Source organism: Microcoleus sp. AS-A8, assembly GCA_039962225.1.
GTDB lineage: Bacteria > Cyanobacteriota > Cyanobacteriia > Cyanobacteriales > Coleofasciculaceae > Allocoleopsis.
The window spans coordinates 58,049-75,483 of record JAMPKV010000022.1 but is presented as its reverse complement, the minus strand read 5'-3'; the positions used below and the strand labels follow the sequence as shown (position 1 = coordinate 75,483).

The 17,435-nt window shown below is 46.9% G+C and carries 15 protein-coding genes; 9 read left to right on the top strand and 6 right to left on the bottom strand.

What is annotated here, in order from left to right; all coding sequences use genetic code 11:
• Nucleotides 1-11: 11 nt before the first annotated feature.
• Together NDI48_25415 and NDI48_25410 are read left to right on the top strand one after the other, a co-directional pair.
• Nucleotides 12-1,481 carry a PQQ-dependent sugar dehydrogenase gene (locus tag NDI48_25415; GenBank protein ID MEP0834507.1) on the top strand — a complete coding sequence of 490 codons (1,470 nt, stop codon included), beginning with the start codon at nucleotides 12-14 and terminating at the stop codon, nucleotides 1,479-1,481.
• Between the two features lie 27 nt (nucleotides 1,482-1,508).
• Nucleotides 1,509-2,144 (top strand): hypothetical protein, encoded by a 636-nt coding sequence (locus NDI48_25410; GenBank protein ID MEP0834506.1) that lies wholly within the window; start codon nucleotides 1,509-1,511, stop codon nucleotides 2,142-2,144.
• A gap of 180 nt (nucleotides 2,145-2,324) precedes the next feature.
• Here the strand turns inward: NDI48_25410 and NDI48_25405 are convergent, their stop codons facing one another.
• Nucleotides 2,325-3,398 (bottom strand): SMP-30/gluconolactonase/LRE family protein, encoded by a 1,074-nt coding sequence (locus tag NDI48_25405; protein MEP0834505.1) that lies wholly within the window; start codon nucleotides 3,396-3,398, stop codon nucleotides 2,325-2,327.
• A 231-nt stretch (nucleotides 3,399-3,629) separates the two neighbouring features.
• Here NDI48_25405 and NDI48_25400 point away from each other — a divergent pair, with 231 nt between their 5' ends.
• Both NDI48_25400 and NDI48_25395 read left to right on the top strand, forming a co-directional pair.
• Nucleotides 3,630-5,333 carry an iron uptake porin gene (locus tag NDI48_25400; GenBank protein ID MEP0834504.1) on the top strand — a complete coding sequence of 568 codons (1,704 nt, stop codon included), beginning with the start codon at nucleotides 3,630-3,632 and terminating at the stop codon, nucleotides 5,331-5,333.
• Nucleotides 5,334-5,766: 433 nt separating this feature from the next.
• The gene (locus NDI48_25395; protein ID MEP0834503.1) at nucleotides 5,767-7,086 is read left to right on the top strand and encodes a dihydroorotase; all 1,320 of its coding nucleotides are present in this window, start codon (nucleotides 5,767-5,769) and stop codon (nucleotides 7,084-7,086) included.
• Between the two features lie 68 nt (nucleotides 7,087-7,154).
• On the opposite strand, the gene lepB (NDI48_25390) is transcribed toward NDI48_25395, so the two are convergent.
• Together lepB (NDI48_25390) and lepB (NDI48_25385) are read right to left on the bottom strand one after the other, a co-directional pair.
• Complete coding sequence (gene lepB, locus NDI48_25390; GenBank protein MEP0834502.1) at nucleotides 7,155-7,793, bottom strand: signal peptidase I; 639 nt, start codon at nucleotides 7,791-7,793, stop codon at nucleotides 7,155-7,157.
• 33 nt (nucleotides 7,794-7,826) lie between these two features.
• A complete protein-coding gene (gene lepB, locus NDI48_25385; GenBank protein ID MEP0834501.1) occupies nucleotides 7,827-8,456 on the bottom strand; it encodes a signal peptidase I in 630 nt (209 codons plus the stop codon).
• 153 nt (nucleotides 8,457-8,609) lie between these two features.
• Between lepB (NDI48_25385) and NDI48_25380 the strand changes: the two genes are divergently transcribed.
• Nucleotides 8,610-9,950 (top strand): dihydroorotase, encoded by a 1,341-nt coding sequence (locus NDI48_25380; GenBank protein ID MEP0834500.1) that lies wholly within the window; start codon nucleotides 8,610-8,612, stop codon nucleotides 9,948-9,950.
• 61 nt (nucleotides 9,951-10,011) lie between these two features.
• Here the strand turns inward: NDI48_25380 and tsaE are convergent, their stop codons facing one another.
• Both tsaE and NDI48_25370 read right to left on the bottom strand, forming a co-directional pair.
• Nucleotides 10,012-10,485 (bottom strand): tRNA (adenosine(37)-N6)-threonylcarbamoyltransferase complex ATPase subunit type 1 TsaE, encoded by a 474-nt coding sequence (gene tsaE / locus NDI48_25375; GenBank protein ID MEP0834499.1) that lies wholly within the window; start codon nucleotides 10,483-10,485, stop codon nucleotides 10,012-10,014.
• A gap of 109 nt (nucleotides 10,486-10,594) precedes the next feature.
• Nucleotides 10,595-11,962, bottom strand: coding sequence for a YvcK family protein (locus tag NDI48_25370; GenBank protein MEP0834498.1), 1,368 nt, complete (start codon nucleotides 11,960-11,962; stop codon nucleotides 10,595-10,597).
• 303 nt (nucleotides 11,963-12,265) lie between these two features.
• On the opposite strand from NDI48_25370, the gene ruvC reads away from it, so the two are divergent.
• The 4 genes from ruvC (at nucleotide 12,266) to NDI48_25350 (ending at nucleotide 15,959) form a co-directional block, all read left to right on the top strand.
• The gene (ruvC, locus tag NDI48_25365; protein MEP0834497.1) at nucleotides 12,266-12,826 is read left to right on the top strand and encodes a crossover junction endodeoxyribonuclease RuvC; all 561 of its coding nucleotides are present in this window, start codon (nucleotides 12,266-12,268) and stop codon (nucleotides 12,824-12,826) included.
• Between the two features lie 207 nt (nucleotides 12,827-13,033).
• On the top strand, nucleotides 13,034-13,978 hold the full coding sequence (locus NDI48_25360; GenBank protein ID MEP0834496.1) for a trypsin-like peptidase domain-containing protein: 945 nt from the start codon (nucleotides 13,034-13,036) through the stop codon (nucleotides 13,976-13,978).
• Between the two features lie 306 nt (nucleotides 13,979-14,284).
• Nucleotides 14,285-14,920, top strand: coding sequence for an SH3 domain-containing protein (locus tag NDI48_25355; protein ID MEP0834495.1), 636 nt, complete (start codon nucleotides 14,285-14,287; stop codon nucleotides 14,918-14,920).
• 328 nt (nucleotides 14,921-15,248) lie between these two features.
• The gene (locus NDI48_25350) at nucleotides 15,249-15,959 is read left to right on the top strand and encodes an SH3 domain-containing protein (GenBank protein ID MEP0834494.1); all 711 of its coding nucleotides are present in this window, start codon (nucleotides 15,249-15,251) and stop codon (nucleotides 15,957-15,959) included.
• Between the two features lie 123 nt (nucleotides 15,960-16,082).
• Here NDI48_25350 and NDI48_25345 read toward each other — a convergent pair whose 3' ends face one another.
• Entirely contained in the window at nucleotides 16,083-17,309 is a 1,227-nt protein-coding gene (locus tag NDI48_25345) for an aspartate aminotransferase family protein (GenBank protein ID MEP0834493.1), read from the bottom strand.
• Between the last annotated feature and the right edge of the window lie 126 nt (nucleotides 17,310-17,435).

Here is a 17,435-nt window from a genome sequence, read left to right as displayed (position 1 = left end):
AATTTTGCTGTATGAAAAAGTCGAGTCGGCTCAAGAGATCTACCTTTGCTTATTGGATTTGTAGTGTTTTTTTTTCGGTGATAGCCTTTGCCAGTATTTCCTCGAATCAGATTACCAAAAATCCTATTCCCTCTCCGATTGAGAAGTCGAAACTCTCTGTTGGATTGGAAGAGGTTGTAAAGATTCCTGATAGCGGCAGTGACAAAGATGAAAACAAAGCAGCTCGATTGAACCTACTTATTCCCCCAGGTGACGGTAGCGGACGGTTATTTGTTAATGATATGCGCGGCAAGCTCTATGTCATTGTTGACCGTACTGCCACCATTTATATGGATGTTAAAAGTATAGTGGGTAAAGGGTTTCATGACGAATCCGGACAACAAGGATTTTCCTATTTTGTCTTTCATCCAGAATTTGCCAAAAATGGAATTTTTTATACCGTAACTAGCGAAAAGCGAGATACTGGAACACCTGATTTTCCAGTATCTAAACCAATTTTTAACAACAAAGGTCAGAGCATAGCAAGTTCTCACCATGACGTGATTCGTGAGTGGAAGGCGACAAACCCTTCCACTAATACGTTTTCTGGAACAATGCGAGAAATCATTCGCATCGAAGAACCCTACCCCGATCACAATACGGGACAATTAGCCTTTAATCCCAATGCCAAACCTGGTGATGCTGATTATGGAATGCTTTACATCGCGGTAGCTGATGGTGGGAGCGATGGTTTTCCTGTGAGCGATACAGACCCCCTGGATAATGGGCAGGATTTAGGCACACCGCTAGGAAAAATTCTACGCATCAAGCCGTTGGGAAATAATAGCACCAATGGTAAATATGGCATTCCTGCTGACAATCCATTTGTGGACGATAGCGACCCGAAGAAACTGGATGAAATTTGGGCCTATGGATTGCGTAACCCTCATCGATTTAGCTGGGATACTGGCGGTGACGGCAAGATGTTGATAGTCGATACGGGTCAGGCTTTTATTGAAGAAGTGAATCTTGGCAAGAAAGGAGCCAATTATGGCTGGGGGGAACGTGAAGGTACTTGGGTTGTGGATGAAAACAACGAAAATGTCGTTTATGAATTACCTGAAAACGATCGCGATTTTAATTACACCTACCCCGTTGCCCAATACGGACATGACATACCGCCTGGGGTGACTGAGTTTTATGGAATTGCGATCGCTGGCGGTTTTGTTTATCGAGGAACCGCCATTCCCGAATTAGTTGGTCAGTATGTTTTTGCCGACTTCGGCAGTGATGGGCGATTTTTCCATGTCCCTGTCGATGAACTTGCCGATGGCAAACAGGCAAAGATTAAAGAACTCAGACTCTTTGACGGCAAGAAAGAACGCTCGTTTCTGGAAATGGTAGGTAAAAAACGAACAGATGTCCGATTTGGGATAGACGAAGCGGGAGAACTCTACGTAACATCCAAGCAAGATGGGAAAGTCAGAAAAATTGTTCCTTGACTGGAGTCCCCCAATTATCGAAGCACAGTGCAGTCGGAAGTATCCACTACTGTCGGCACGATTACCCGGACAGTCTATGATGGGCGCACCGCGTTTCGGCTGAGTGATGGCCGCACTGAAGCTGTTGTAGTGCCAGAAATTGCGCGAGTCATGCGTTATGGCTTGGTGGGAGGTTCCAATTTTTTGTGGAATTCACCTCAAAAAACTTACGGTAAAAATGAATGGAAAAACTGGGGCGGCGATAAAACTTGGCCTGCACCCCAGCAATGGTGGCCTGCGATCGCTGGGCGTAATTGGCCTCCCGATCCAGCTTGGGATGGTTATTTCCACAAGGCAAAGATTCTGCCAAATAACCACTTACAGACGACTAGTGAAGTGGCAAAAGGCTTCGGTGCCCGCGTGGTGCGCGAGTTCTGGTTTGAACAAAATGGGGACTTTGCGATCGGGCAAACTGTGGAAAAAGTGAAGGGAGAACCGTTACTCCTATCAATTTGGAACGTTACCCAAATGGAACCTCCAGATGCAATGTTTGTGCCACTCAATTCCCAAAGCGTATATAAAGAAAATTTTCATTGGCTCGTTCCTCCGAAGAATGAGTCACCAATTGTGCAAATTACGCCGACATTATTACAGGTGTATATCCAGAAATTCGTAATGAAGTGAAAGTCTCATCAAACCAGTAGACTTTATGATCAATATTGACGAAGCAAAAAAACACGCCCACTACCAATAAGATGATGACTAAAAACTGTAATTTAGGTGGAGTAAACCCTCACATTGGTGATATTTTATTTTCAGGCATTAGACGTACTCAATTGAGAGTTGAGAGCTACAATAGCACCTTTATTGGCCCGATTGTACACCTGGGATTTTGAGGCGGATACGGTAAAGGCTATTACTTGCAGTAATGTAGAGAGTTTTGTAATCGCGTGAAGCGGAGCTATCCCGCAGGGAATCACCCCAGGCTATATTCGCAGCCACTTCAGGAACTTCAAGAATGCCTAATAGATTGCCTGACGGTGAGAAAACCCATATACCCCCTGGCCCAGTACTGTAAACATTCCCCTTTTGGTCTACCTTCATTCCATCTGGAACACCATTTTTACTGGGGTCTTTCAATTCTGCAAACAGCTGCCCGTTTTCCAATGTACCGTCCGATTTCACGTCGAAGACACGAATGTGACCTTTTTCCGAATCATTTACATAGAGTTTTTTCTCATCCGGTGAAAAAGCAATGCCATTCGGACGCACGAAATCTTTCACTAACAAAGTCAATTTCCCATCCGATGCCAATCGATAGACACCGTAGAAGCCCAATTCCTCCTGTTCAGATTTAATACCATAGGGAGGGTCAGTAAAGTAGATGCTTCCATCTGATTTAACCGCAAGGTCATTCGGGCTATTGAGCCGCTTCCCCTCGTACTGACTCGCTAATGTAACGATCGAGCCGTCTTTCTCAGTACGCGATACGCGACGATTACTATGCTCAGCCGTGAGTAAACGTCCCTCTCGATCTAGAGTATTACCATTGGCATTTCCAGAAGGGCGACGAAATATCTCTGGTTTTTTATTGGCTGTCCATTGATAAAGGGTGTTGGCAGGAATATCACTAAAGAGTAAGAAGCCTTTGGGATGCCACAGCGGCCCCTCCGTAAACTGGAAGTCTCCCGCCACTTTTTCGACTTGGGCGTTGTCATCAAGAATCGCTTGTAGAGTATTTTTATTGCTCATATTCCTCGATTGTGGTGAAGTTAGGCGGGAGTTCGTTTGAGACTTCGAGCATCGAAACCCTAAGTCATTTCTTGCTTGAGTAACACCGTTGCTGGGCACAGTGGTTAAAACCGTAAATAAAAGGCTGTATTGAGTAACTCTCAAGATTAGATTTTTCATGTTAATGGCATTAATTATTTTAGACATCTGTGATGATTAACCTGAAATCCTTTTTTCAAGGTAACTACATTTTAATTTTCGGAGATATCTATTGGCAATATATCGTTGTGATATAAACTTGAAAAAGCTTTTTTCTGCCCGTGTAGATTTTTATGTAAGGACTAACTCCACCAAGAAATCATTTTTTAGTGATTTATTATATACAGAAGCAATCGAAAAAACGTGTTGATTTGATGAAATTATTGGGAGAATAAATAAATGCTCGGAATTTTATCAAGTTTACTGCGTCTCAGCTCGGCAATTTTGAGTATTAGCCTTGCTGTCTCTACTTCAGCCTTTGCTATTCTCGTTCAGCAAACAGGAGCGCTAGCCCAACATCAAGGCATTGAAATACATCGTCCTAAGCAAGCCTTAGACTTTGCCCAAATCCATCCTGAACAGGAGCAAGAAACCTCAATATTTAACGCTCCCACTGAGGTAATTTTGCGCCCGGAAGAATTGGCGAACAATCCAATTCCATCAGTTTCTCAGCTATCTGACGTACAACCCTCTGACTGGGCAATTCAAGCGCTGCAATCTTTAATTGAACAATATGGTTGCATGGCTGGTTACCCAGATAACACTTACCGAGGTGATCGGGTGCTAACTCGCTATGAATTTGCTGTTGCGTTGAAGGATTGCTTAAACACACTCAATACACACCTGGCAAATCAGCGTTCAGAAATATCTTCCGAAAGCATTCCTGCTATCAAACGGCTACAGGATGATTTTGCTACTGAGTTAGCTATCCTACAGGAGCGAGCAGAAAATATAGAGGTTCGCACGGCTAAGTTGGAAGCCAATCAATTCTCCGCTAGTACTAAATTAAATACTTCAATCGTCGTTGCTGCCAGTGATTTGACGGGAGACACGGCGGATGGTAATTCTAACACACGCATTGATTCCAATCTCGCGCTTAACTATCGAACTCGATTGAATTTCACAACTAGCTTCATGGGCAAAGATCGTCTGCTTGTCCGCCTTCAAGCTTCTAACAGAGTGCCAAATTTCAATGGGGTTTCTGGTACCAACATGACGCGCCTCTCTTTTGAAGTGGGAAATACTGATAACCGTGTCGATTTAAATCTGTTGGAATATCGGTTTCCTATAGGCGATCGCCTCAATGTCTATCTTTACGGCAATGCTGCATCACATCATTACTACGCCACCGTCGTTAACCCCTTCTTTGCCAGCTTTGGAGGCGCGAAAGGCTCTCCTTCCCGCTTCGCCGAACGCAATCCCATCTATCGCATCGGGAACACTACTGGTGCAGGGATTGCAGCAGTTTATAGGTTCAATGAAGCGCTTCGTCTTGACTTAGGTTATCTAGCTCAAAATGCTGACATCCCTACTTCTGGAAAAGGACTATTTAACGGAACATATAGTGCTTTAGCTCAACTTTCCTTCCAGCCCCTGTCCAACTTGGACTTAGGCTTGACATATATTCGGAACTATTCGGCTGATGGAAACTTAGCGCATCGAACTGGCAGTGCTTTTTCCAATATTCCCTTCGGTATTGGTGTGCCGTTGGTGTCTAATTCTTTTGGAGTTGAAACGTCCTGGAGAATGACTCCTCAGATAGCTTTGAGTAGCTGGTTCGGGTATACTGAGGCTAAAAGAGTTGACCCGATAAATGGTCAGGCTGGCATTATTAACTATGCCGTCAATCTCGCTTTCCCAGACTTATTTAAGGTCGGTGCGGTTGGGGGACTGGGCTTTGGAATGCCGCCTAAAGCTATTCATAATACAATAGCGGCTCGTGAAGATACAAGTACAGGATTCCATTTTGAAGCCTTTTATGAATACCCTCTAAATCAGAATTCTACGGTAATTCCAGGTATAATCTATCTGATAAATTCCGAGCATAATCAGATGAATGGTGATATTTTTGTTTTCACACTTAGAACAGTTTTTAACTTTTAATTCATTTCATTGTAATAGACAGTACTCGAAGTTAACTCCTTAGGCACAACTAGTTCTCAAATGGTATTTTTCCTGAATCCGATTAAACTGGTGACTTATTTCTGCCAGACTGATCTAGGCTGTTTAGCGTTTTTGTAAAATTTATTAAAACTTTATAAATTAAAAAAATGTATTGAAACTCATAAAACGCTAAAGTGCATCTGGCTACTCTCGCGCAGAATGCTCTTATTTAATTCGCCTACTCAAGAGCGACTTCCGCCAATGCCTGGTCGGATCAGATGATGGTATTTTCCTGTACGAGTCCAGCTTAGTTCCTGATGATACAGATACTGATATTGTGATTGGGGATTAAAATTCTCTCTTTCCCCTCTTGTTTGATCAGGGGGGTACCTTTGATGGGGAAGTGGGAATATAGGATATATGTTCAAGTTCTATGAATAGTGAACTACTTCAACAAGTTCGAGTTTTAGACCCAGTCTCTGGAACTGACCAACTGGCTGATGTTCTGATTGTAGACGGCTTGATTAAGGCGGTTGAAGCGTCTATTTCTGAGATTCCTGGCGATACCTTGGTGCGAAATTGTCAGGGATTGATTTTAGGGCCTGGACTGGTAGACCTTTATAGCCACTCTGGGGAACCCGGATTTGAGGAACGGGAAACCTGGCTATCACTAATGGAATCGGCAGCAGCAGGCGGCTTCACACGCTTGGCAATTTTACCGGATACCGTCCCTGCGTTGGATAACCCCTCTGGGTTAGCTGCATTGAATCAGAAGATACAAGCACTCCAAAAAGCAAGAACAAAAGGAAATTCCCCCCCTGCCTCTCTCCCTCACCTTTATTGCTGGGGTGCTCTCACTTTGGGTGTCGAAGGCCAGCAAATGACGGAACTGGCTGAATTAGCCGCCGCTGGGGTGGTGGGTTTTGCCGATGGGCGTCCGATCGCAAATCTGGGGTTGCTGCGACGGGCGTTAGAATACCTGCAACCTTTAGGGAAACCCGTAGCACTTGTCCCTTGTGACCTCAAGTTGGCAGGAAATGGCGTGATGCGAGAGGGGGTACAATCCCTGCGTTTTGGTTTACCGGGAAATCCTGCGATCGCAGAATCCACTGCCCTAGCTGCCCTCTTGGAAGTCGTTGCCGCCATTGGCACTCCCGTCCATCTCATGCGTATTTCTACCCGTCGCAGTGTGGAACTCCTTGAGGATGCCAAAGCACGAGGATTACCTGTAACGGCGAGTACCACTTGGATGCATCTATTGCTTAATACCGAAGATTTGGGTCGTTATGACCCTAACTTACGCTTGGAACCCCCTTTGGGCAATCCCGCTGACCAAGCCGCGCTGCTGCGAGGGGTGCGGGAGGGAATTATCGATGCGATCGCTATTGACCACACGCCCTACACTTACGAAGAAAAAACCGTTGCTTTTGCCGAAGCCCCACCGGGTGCGATCGGCTTAGAACTCGCTTTACCCTTACTCTGGTATACCCTGGTCGAGACAGGCGACTGGTCAGCCCTCGAACTATGGCAGCGCATTAGCATAAAACCAGCTATTTGTCTACAACAAACTCCAAATGCGATCGCGCCAGAGCAACCGGCTGAACTGGTTCTGTTCAATCCCCAACACAAGTGGAAAATCGAGAAACATACCCTCAAATCTCACTCTAGCAACACCCCCTGGTTAGGACAACAGCTAATTGGTCGTGTTGTGCAAACCTGGTGCCCTCCTCAGGGATTGGAGATGGGAGATTAAGAATTGAGTAGACAGCGAAAAGGAAAGGCCGTCTCTACAGGTAGGGTGGGCATTGCCCACCTTACATCCTAGAGTTGTTGTTGACTTGACTTGGCCGGATAGATAGGTCCCTCACCCAATTCACCCACACGATTGAGAGGCCAGAATCGGACTATAGCTTTGCCAATGATATTGTCACGAGGAACAGCCCCCCAATAGTGACTATCACAGCTATTATTGCGGTTATCACCTAGTACGAGGTAAGAGTTTTTAGGTACGCTAAAAGGACCAAATTCATAGCCAGGAGGAGCTTCGATATACTTCTCCTGTATAGGTTTTCCGTTAATATAAACCTGTTTTTCTTTAACCTCCACTTTTTCTCCAGGTAACCCAACGATGCGTTTGATAAATGCATCACGGGGAGCTTCTGGATTCTTACTCATAGGATTGGTACAATGACCCGCCTCTTTAGGGGCCATAAACACCACAATGTCTCCTCGTTGAGGTTCTTGGAAGCGATAACTGACTTTATCAATAATTAAGCGATCATTAATCTGTAGCGTTGGCAGCATCGAACCCGAAGGAATGTAGCGGGCTTCTGCCACAAAGCTACGAATCCCGAAGGCAAGAATACCGCTCAAGGCGATTGTTTTTACGGCTTCGACCCAAGCATTCTCACCTTTTTGTATAGGTTGTTTATCAGGCTCTTGGTTTTGTGTAGGAGTCATTGCTGTTTAATAACGATAATTCAATCTCACTGCTTACTTAGGAGTTGCAGGAACAGGGCCTGCACCCAGTTCGCCCACCCGATTCGGAGGCCAGAATCGGATTACCGCCCGACCAATAATTTTGCTGCGGGGGACATAACCCCAATAGTGAGAATCGTAGCTATCGTTGCGGTTATCTCCCAGAACGAGGTATTGGTTAGGGGGTACCGTTCCACCTTTAATCTTGAGCCTACTATTAAATTCCCCAGTACTAAAATTGTAATTCGGCTTTTCTTCAATATACTTTTCCCGCAGGGGTTGGTTATTCACATAAACTCGACCCCCTTTCACCTCAACCTGATCGCCCGGAAGACCAATCACCCGTTTGATGAAAGGGTCTTGGTAATTTTGCTGCTGGAGAACTTCAGTGGGAGAAAATACAACAATGTCTCCCCGTACTGGGTCTCGAAAGTCGTAACTGATCTTGTCAATGATCAGGCGGTCGTTAATCTGTAACGTTGGCAGCATCGATTCGGAAGGAATGTAACGGGCTTCCGCCACAAAGCTGCGAATCCCGAAAGCGAGAATACCACTCAAGGCAATAGTCTTGATGGCTTCTACCCAAGGGTTTTCAGCGTCTTGTAGAGGCTGTTTCTTAGGTTCTTGATCCTGCAAACGAGTCATAACTGTTCAATCACCATGGAGTTACGAGTTTCAGTGACGGGAAAAAGCCGATGGGTCGCTAAGACTATCCCATCTAAATAAATACGTTCTTACATATAACTGTACAAATTTAAATGCGACTATAGAATCACCGTCGAATTTTACCATCCTCTTATGTCTTCTGACTTTTGTCTGCTCATCCGCAACGCTCGTATACTTTTGCCAACGGGTGAGTTTTTAGTGGGAGATGTCCAGACTCGTGGTCGAGAAATTGTTCAGGTTGCACCAGAAATCATGGCCTCTGCCACCCAGGCGGATACAGTGATAGACGCAAACGGACTGACTTTGTTGCCGGGGGTGATCGATCCACAAGTACATTTCAGAGAACCGGGGTTAGAGCATAAAGAAGATTTATTTACGGCAAGCTGTGCTTGTGCTAAAGGTGGGGTCACGTCTTTTCTGGAAATGCCCAACACTCGTCCTTTGACGACGACGCAAGAGGCACTCGATGATAAGCTACGTCGGGCTGCCGATAAATGTTTAGTGAATTATGGCTTTTTCATCGGAGCCACTCCCGAAAATCGGCAAGATCTAATTGAGGCTCAGCCGACTTGTGGGATTAAGATTTTTATGGGTTCGATGCATGGGCCGCTTTTGGTTGATGACGAACAAGGATTAGAACCCATTTTTGCCAAAGGGACTCGCTTGATTGCCGTTCATGCCGAAGACCAAGGCCGAATTAATCAACGACGACAAGACTTTGCGGGAATAACTGACCCTGCAATTCACTCCACCATTCAGGACAATCAAGCGGCTCTGAATGCGACTCAATTAGCACTGAAACTCTCTAAAAAATATCAAAGACGGCTGCATATTCTTCACATGTCTACTGCCGAAGAAGCGGAATTACTCAGGCAGGATAAGCCGAGTTGGGTGACGGCAGAAGTCACGCCCCAACATTTATTACTCAATACGAGTGCTTATGAAAAAATAGGTACCTTAGCACAGATGAATCCGCCGTTGCGATCGCCCCATGATAACGAAGTTCTCTGGCAAGCGCTGCTCGACGGTGTAATCGATTTTATCGCAACAGACCATGCTCCCCACACCTTGGCAGAAAAGGCTCAAACCTATCCCAATTCACCTTCGGGAATGCCGGGAGTGGAGACATCACTACCGTTAATGCTGACTCAAGCGATGCAGGGACGTTGTACAGTTAGCCAAGTCTCGAACTGGATGTCTACTGCGGTGGCGAAGGCGTATGGCATTCCAAAAAAAGGTGCGATCGCGCCCGGTTATGATGCCGATTTAGTACTCGTAGATTTGGATAATTATCATCCTGTTTTACGTGAGGAAGTTCAAACAAAATGTGGTTGGAGTCCTTTTGAAGGATGGAATTTAACGGGATGGCCTGTATATACGATTGTTGGGGGTCAAGTGGTCTATGAAAAGGGGAAGTTGAATACGGAAGTCAGAGGAGAAGCGTTAATTTTTGGTGATAGTAATGAGTCATAAAGAGGCGATCGGTAATAGGTAATAGGTAATAGGGAAGAGTAAGATTCGACTGACTCCTTCTTTACAGAATTTCAGATGGTTCAGCACCGATAGCGCCCCAATCAAACTCACCAACTGGGATAAGTTCAGCTTGACGTCCACTCTCTGGGGAGTAAGTCAGACACAAGTGGAGATAACTTTGAGGTTTATAAGGCAATCGTTCTGCCCACTCGATCGCAACAATTCCCAAAGGAAACTCAACTCCATCCCAGTAACTTTCCAGATTCAACGCTTCAACCTCAGCCGATTCCAAGCGATATAAGTCCAAGTGATAAAGGGGTATACGGCCTTCGTGATACTCATTAATTAAAGTAAAGGTTGGGCTAACAATTGAGTCTATAATCCCCAACCCTTCGCCAATACCTTGAACTAAAGTTGTTTTTCCTGCTCCTAAGTCGCCTTCTAACAAAATCACACTGCCAGCCGGGAGAGATTGCCCTAATCTAACTCCTAGCGATCGCGTAGCTTCAGCCTCAGGAAGAAAGAGCGTAGTCATCCGTCATTAGTCCTTAAAGTTCCTAGTAATGAGTTTTTTGTTATCAAGTCAAGCCAATCAGAGGTAGAAGTATTCTTTTAACCCATAACTAATGACCGATGACTTCTTTCTAACTATGAGCTTTGCTATACCACCGGAGCAACACTCGTGCTAGCCGTTCAGGATTATGCCTTACCCAATTCGTATCCTGATCTTCATCCATCACGTTGGATAACACAATGCGACGCCCTAATTTCGCAACAGCATCTCGATCTAGAAACACCGGATGAGAACCGACTTGAGCATAGTTAATTAAAGACTGAGCTGAGGGCACTTTGCGATGTACCAAAACCGCATCAAACAGCGGTTGACCACAAGCCTCGTCGATTGCACGGATATGGTCACCAACGGTATATCCTACCGTTTCCCCTGGCTGGGTCATGATGTTGCAAACATAAATCCGGGGAACAGAGGTTTTGGCGATCGCATCAGCAATTTCAGGTACCAACAGGTTGGGAATAATACTGGTATACAGACTACCAGGGCCAATAATAATGTAATCCGCTTCGTGAATCGCTTTAAGTACGGCAGGTAATGCAGGTGGACGTTCAGGAGTACAACCAATCTTGAGGATTTTACCGTTAGCGGCGGTAATATTCGACTCCCCTTCAATCCGACGGCCATCCTCCAATTGCGCCCACAGGCAAACATCACTCAGGGTGGCGGGTAGTACCCGTCCTCGCACGGCTAAAACTTGAGAACTGGCAGCAATTGCTCGCTCTAAGTCACCTGTAATCTCACTCATCGCCGTTAGGAACAAGTTACCAAAACTGTGACCCACCAAACCATTACCCGCCTGGAAACGATATTGGAATAGTTCCGTTAATAACTTTTCCTGATCGGCTAAAGCCGCCAAACAGTTGCGAATATCTCCAGGTGGCAGTACCCCAAACTCTTGCCGTAGTCGCCCACTGGAACCCCCATCATCCGCTACAGTCACAATAGCCGTGATATTTGCGCTGTAAACCTTCAATCCTCTGAGTAAGCTGGAAAGACCTGTACCACCGCCCACAACAACCATTTTGGGTCCTCGGTTGAGTCGGCGATGAGCCATCAAAACATCAACCAGTTCTTTATTGCCCTCTGGTTTTAACACCTCTGTAATCGAGCCAACCGTCCGAGTTTGTCCCCAGAAAATCAAGACTAGACCAAAGAGAATCGCGATCGGACCGGAGACATAATTGGGGACAAAGTTTGCGATCTTTTCCAAAACCTTAGAGGTGAGGTCAAGTAAGTAAAAAATAGGGGTTAGCTTGGCCCAAATCGCTACCCCCAGACTGGTCAAGAGTACACCACTAGCACTGATGAGTAACCAGCGTTTGATCAACAATCCGGGGGCTAACCACTTAAACCATCGGTTAACTCGCTGGGGGGTTCGACCTTTCGATTCGTGTTGTAGGGTGCGTAGAGCTCGTTTGAAGACACTGATTGAAGACATCACTAATTACAAGTCTGGGGAATGCAAAGACTGGATAGACTTTAACCAAGCACGGTGCAAGGACTCAAGTATTAGGCTCGAAGTGAAAGATCATGTGCGGTTAAAGTTGTCATATTGTTTATGACGCGTGAGCGAGAGCTCACCAGGATATATTGGGAAAATTAGACCAGGGATTAATAAATAGGACATCAAAATCTCAGCAGGTATGATGGAAAGCTACGGCAGAGTCGAAGGCTCTGTGCGTTCGGTCGTCTCCCATGGGAGGGTAATAGACTGGATGGACGTTTCCTCTAGTCAAGGCAGATGGAAAAGCGAATTTTGGGACTCGATCCAGGGCTAGCCATTCTAGGCTTTGGGACAATTCTTGTAAAGACAGCAGAAACAGTAGGAGTGCGGGACGCGGTAACCTCCTTAGCGGTGGCAGCAAACAATTGTGGCAACTCACAAGCAAAACCGCTGACTGAATCGGTGCAGTTACTGGATTTTGGTGTCATCCAGACCCCCGCTCGGACTGAAATTGGAACGCGACTGTGTACGATTTATGACGATTTGCACACCCTGATGGAACAGTGGCAACCTCATCTCGTGGCGATTGAAAAACTCTTCTTCTACCGGATGAGCAGCACAATTACTGTAGCTCAGGCGCGGGGCGTCTTGATGTTGGTGTTGGCACAGCATGATGTCCCCATAGTAGAGTTTACACCGGCTCAAATTAAGCAGGCCTTGACGGGCTATGGAAATGCCGACAAGTATGAGGTGCAGCAAGCCGTAGCACGGGAGTTAGAGTTAGACTATATTCCCAAACCAGACGATGCCGCAGATGCCTTAGCTGTTGCTTTAACCGCTTGGTTTCATCAGTCTTAGTCCTCACTCTCACGAACTCCAGCACATCGGCAGACTCACGCTTGCACTCTCACAAGGCTGGGATTAGTCTGACAAGCTAGCACGATCAAGGTCTACTCACAACTAGTTCATAGGTTTCTGGGGTAAAAAGAAACACACGTTCCTGATTTGCGTCATCAACGTTGTGAACTCATCCGTCCTAAGGTTGTCTCCTTCTGTTTAAGTGTCATGAGACCTGAGCGCTTTTTACTGTGTGCGGCTTGTGTTTGTTTGATTCATACTCCAGCCTGGAGCCATGTACCTGTTTCCCCTGTTCTGGCTCAAGCTCGGAATGAAGAACAAACCAGTATTGATGTTTATCGCATTGCCAGTCCTACCGTTGTAACGATTAGTACGGGTAGAGGTTCGGGTTCAGGTAGTATTATTAGTCCAGAAGGGCTGATTTTAACCAATGAACATGTGATCAGAGGGACAAGTGGCGGTCGTGTGAGTGTTAGTACGTCTTCAGGAAAGCGCTATACCGGACAAGTGATTGCAGCCGATCGCAGAAATGATTTGGCACTCGTGCGACTGAATACGACTGACCGCTTTCCTACGGTACGTTTGTCCGCTCCTCAAAATATTCAAGTCGGGCAACGCGTCTTTGCGATCGGTAGTCCTTTTGGGTTGTCAGGAACATTGACCACAGGTATCTTGAGTCGTGTTGGTCGCAATGGTGATTTACAAACGGATGCCGCACTCAATCCAGGGAATTCGGGAGGACCGTTACTCAACTCACGAGGTGAACTGATTGGTGTCAATAAAGCGATTCTGAGTCCCGGTGGAAGAGGAAATACAGGGATTGGGTTTGCCACCAGTGTGGTCATCGCTAGAGATTTTATTGAACAAAACCGCAACAGAAGCAATCCCAGTACAACAGCTGTTGCTCCCTCATCCTCAACCCCTCGTTTGGGAGTCACGTTGGATGCCAGGACTCTGGTTATTTTGGGTGTACAACCGGGTTCGCTAGCGGCGAGTTTAGGATTAAGACCGGGTGACCAACTCCTTGCGATTAATGGTCGTCGTCTCCGGGGACTTCAAGATTTACAAGCGTTCTTAGATGGTAGTCCCTCCTCAGCCATTCTGACGGTAGGACGAAATCGCCGTCTGGCTAATGTTCGGGTTAATTTTTAAATCGAAGTGTTCTATATTCAGTAGCTTTCCCAGCCAAGATAGACGGGCTACTACTTTCCTAAGAGGCGAATCGCTGGACATGCCTCGCTCTTTACGACGATTTGCACTAATCTTCTTTTAGATGCTGAGGGACTATAAAGACTTTCAAGGGGTCAAATATCTCAGCTCTATGTAATCTAGAGGCAAGTTAAGAAATACCTTCATCGATCAGCCAATTATTTTGCAAAACTAGATTCTACAGCTAGGATGTTTTTGACTTTGGAAGTCGATAACACAAGCATCTTGGTGTAATGAGGAGTTTATTGCATGAAAAAGATGAGCCGATGGGGCAAGTTAATCGCTGTTTTAGCGCTGATCTTGCTGGGCTTGAACACGGTGGGTAGTCTAGAGGCACATGCCGCAACGATTGGTGACATAACTCTAGCCAGTCCCCTCCAAGAAACAACAACGACCTCGTCGCTGAGTTCAGGAAATATCCAATTGGCGCAAATTGTAGGCCAATGTCGTGCTGCTAGCAGGACGATAGATATCTTTACAGAGCCTTCGGTTGGAACGAACAGTGACATTGTTAGAACCTTAGAACCCAATCAACGGGTAACGCTGGCTAGTGAGGGGAGTGCGGGTTGGATACAGGTGAGTGCTCCGGCAAGTGGATATGTCATCGCCAGATATCTCAAACCTTGTGGAACCAATCCTCCCCCAACCAAAGCCACCTGTCGCCGAGTCATCGCTCCTTCAGAGGGTTTGATTGTCCGTTCCCAACCGGCCTCTAGCTCATCACAGGTTGCTTCAGTATTGGTAGGAACCAACGTCAAGGTTACGGGAGCATCAAGCGTAGATAGCGCAGGGCGCACTTGGGTGGAAATCTCGACTCCAAGAAGTGGCTGGATTTCTAGTGGGTTTCCCAGTGGGAATCTCAGCGCCCCATTTTCTTGTATCTAGGAGCCGCGCTTTCTGCGATACCACACCCCTATGAGCTAGCGCTTACAGCCAACCCAGAAAATTATTCGGCTTTACATTTGGCTTTCAAGCTAGCTCTTGACACCTTTCCCATTTTCCGGGTGATTGGCATAGACCTCTTTTTATGCTATTTGACTAAGAGATCTCAAGATTAACGATCCTACTAACGCCAAGTCAGGCAGGGGCAAGAACGCCAATATCTTTTTTAGCTGGATTAGCCATCTAGAAAAACTAGACTCTGCCACTTGGGCGTTTTTTTGGTCTTGAAATCTCTAACGCAATCATCTTGGTGAAATGAGGAGTTGAGTATATGAAGACAATCGCCCACTGGGGCAAGCCTGTTGCTATGTTGGCTATAGCCTTAAGTACTGTAGGGTATCTAAACACTCCCTCTAGTGCGGTGACCGAGAGTACAACACCCAACGTTACGCAAAAATCAGAATCTAATGGCTCTGGACGTCAGGGTAACGTTCAACTGGTGCAGGGATTGGTGGGACAATGTCGCGCTGCCAAACAAAGGATTTTTGTCTATCCAGAGCGTTCAACCTCCAGTCAATCCATCAGAACCCTGGCTCCAAACGAACTCGTTACCCTAGCAGACACGGGTACTGGTGGTTGGATCGCCATCAGTGCCCCTATCGCTGGCTATGTCCGAGCGAGTGACATTAAACCCTGTCCAGGCGGTACTCGTCCTCCTACCCCTGCCCCGACCCCGACCCCGACCCCGACCCCGACCCCCGACACTCAACCTCCCTCTCAAGGAGGGACACAAGGAGGGTCAAACGTCTGCCGCAAAGTCATTTCTCCACCAGAGGGTTTAGCCGTCCGTAACACTCCGGCTATTTCCGCTCCCAGGAAGAGTGGGGTATACGTGGGAAATACCGTCAAGTTAGCCAGTCCCCAACAGTCTCAAAAAGACAGCCAAGGGCGCACCTGGGTTTTGATTTCATCACCCTCGACTGGCTGGATTTCCAGTGGCTACCCTAACGGGAATCTTGGCCCCGAATTCTCTTGTCCTTAGAGGCAAAGGATAATTGAGTAAGGGCGGGTTTTGTCCTTGAGTTAATCGCTCGTGCCACTAACCTATTCGCTAAACCCGCCCCTACAAGGACATTTTTTATTGAGAAATCCCTGAGCGATCGCTCTACAAGTTGAAAGTTGCGATCGCTTGCTCCAACACTTGAGCCGCTTGATCAACTTCTTGGGCTGAGACAATCAGCGGCGGCACCAAGCGAATCACCTTAGGGCCTGCGGGCACAAGCAGCAACCCCTGTGCCATCGCCGCTTTCACGACATCAACCGAAGTCAGCTCGATATCGGCCTTGAGTTCCATGCCATTAATTAGACCCCAGCCACGCACTTCGGTAAACAGATGAGGATATTTAATGGCGATCGCTCTGAGTCTTGTCCGCAGTTGCTCACCGCGTTCCTGTACGTTGTGGAGAATATTCTCTCGCTCTAAGGTTTGAGCCACTGCGATCGCGGCGGCACTGGCAAAGGGATTCCCACCAAAGGTACTGGCATGGTCACCGGGCTGGAACACGTCGCAGAACTTCTTACACATCATGGCACCAATGGGAATACCTCCGGCTAACCCCTTGGCACTGGTAAAGATATCCGGCTCGATCCCCAGATTCTCATACCCCCAGTACTTACCCGTGCGGCCCATGCCCACCTGCACTTCATCTAAAATCAGCAGGATGCCCGTATCGTCGCAGATTTTCCGCAACCGCAGGAAGTATTCCAGCTCTCCGGGACGGACGCCGCCTTCTCCCTGTAAGGGTTCCATCAAAATCGCCGCCACCCGTTGGTTGCCCTCGTCGATATCGGTAACCGCATTCTCTATGGCTTTAATATCGTTGTAAGGGACGTACTGGAACCCAGGCATCAACGGCTCAAAGTTCTTTTGGTACTTCGGCTGACCGGTGGCAGTAATCGTCGCGAGTGTCCGCCCATGAAAACTGGCGTGGGCGGTCAAAATTACCGGCTTTTCAATGTCTAATACCGTGTGGGCATACTTCCGCGCCAGCTTGATGGCTCCTTCGTTAGCCTCTGCCCCAGAGTTGCAGAAAAAGACCCGATCCGCACAAGAATGATCAATAATCCACTTGGCTAACGCTCCTTGCTCTGGAATGTAGTACAAGTTAGAAACGTGGTGCAACTTTTGAATTTGCTGCGTCACGGCTTCGATCAGGGCAGGGTGAGCGTGTCCGAGAGTGCAAGTCGCAATCCCAGCAACGAAGTCAAGATATTCGCGTCCTAGAGTATCCCAAACGCGACAACCTTCTCCCCGTTCCAGGGCAATGGGAAAGCGCCCGTAGGTAGACATCACACTGGCGTCAAAGTCAGCCGCGTCAAAGGGGGTAGACATCACTGAGGCTGACTCGGCTGGGATTGAGGGGATGGGAAGAGTTTCTAGACTCACTAATTTAATCCTTATCGAAGTTTTAGAGGATAAATTTTTTGAGGACGGATAGGATAGGTTGGGGTCGAGCTT

Bases quoted from the DNA above. Each gene is read 5' to 3' on its own strand.
- NDI48_25370 (MEP0834498.1), bottom strand. From the start codon at position 11,962: ATGTCTTCAATCAGTGTCTTCAAACGAGCTCTACGCACCCTACAACAC.
- NDI48_25400 (MEP0834504.1), top strand. From the start codon at position 3,630: ATGCTCGGAATTTTATCAAGTTTACTGCGTCTCAGCTCGGCAATTTTG.
- NDI48_25350 (MEP0834494.1), top strand. From the start codon at position 15,249: ATGAAGACAATCGCCCACTGGGGCAAGCCTGTTGCTATGTTGGCTATA.
- lepB (MEP0834502.1), bottom strand. From the start codon at position 7,793: ATGACTCCTACACAAAACCAAGAGCCTGATAAACAACCTATACAAAAA.
- lepB (MEP0834501.1), bottom strand. From the start codon at position 8,456: ATGACTCGTTTGCAGGATCAAGAACCTAAGAAACAGCCTCTACAAGAC.
- NDI48_25405 (MEP0834505.1), bottom strand. From the start codon at position 3,398: ATGTCTAAAATAATTAATGCCATTAACATGAAAAATCTAATCTTGAGA.
- NDI48_25345 (MEP0834493.1), bottom strand. From the start codon at position 17,309: ATGTCTACCCCCTTTGACGCGGCTGACTTTGACGCCAGTGTGATGTCT.
- NDI48_25395 (MEP0834503.1), top strand. From the start codon at position 5,767: ATGAATAGTGAACTACTTCAACAAGTTCGAGTTTTAGACCCAGTCTCT.
- NDI48_25355 (MEP0834495.1), top strand. From the start codon at position 14,285: ATGAAAAAGATGAGCCGATGGGGCAAGTTAATCGCTGTTTTAGCGCTG.
- ruvC (MEP0834497.1), top strand. From the start codon at position 12,266: ATGGAAAAGCGAATTTTGGGACTCGATCCAGGGCTAGCCATTCTAGGC.
- NDI48_25360 (MEP0834496.1), top strand. From the start codon at position 13,034: ATGAGACCTGAGCGCTTTTTACTGTGTGCGGCTTGTGTTTGTTTGATT.
- NDI48_25415 (MEP0834507.1), top strand. From the start codon at position 12: ATGAAAAAGTCGAGTCGGCTCAAGAGATCTACCTTTGCTTATTGGATT.
- tsaE (MEP0834499.1), bottom strand. From the start codon at position 10,485: ATGACTACGCTCTTTCTTCCTGAGGCTGAAGCTACGCGATCGCTAGGA.
- NDI48_25380 (MEP0834500.1), top strand. From the start codon at position 8,610: ATGTCTTCTGACTTTTGTCTGCTCATCCGCAACGCTCGTATACTTTTG.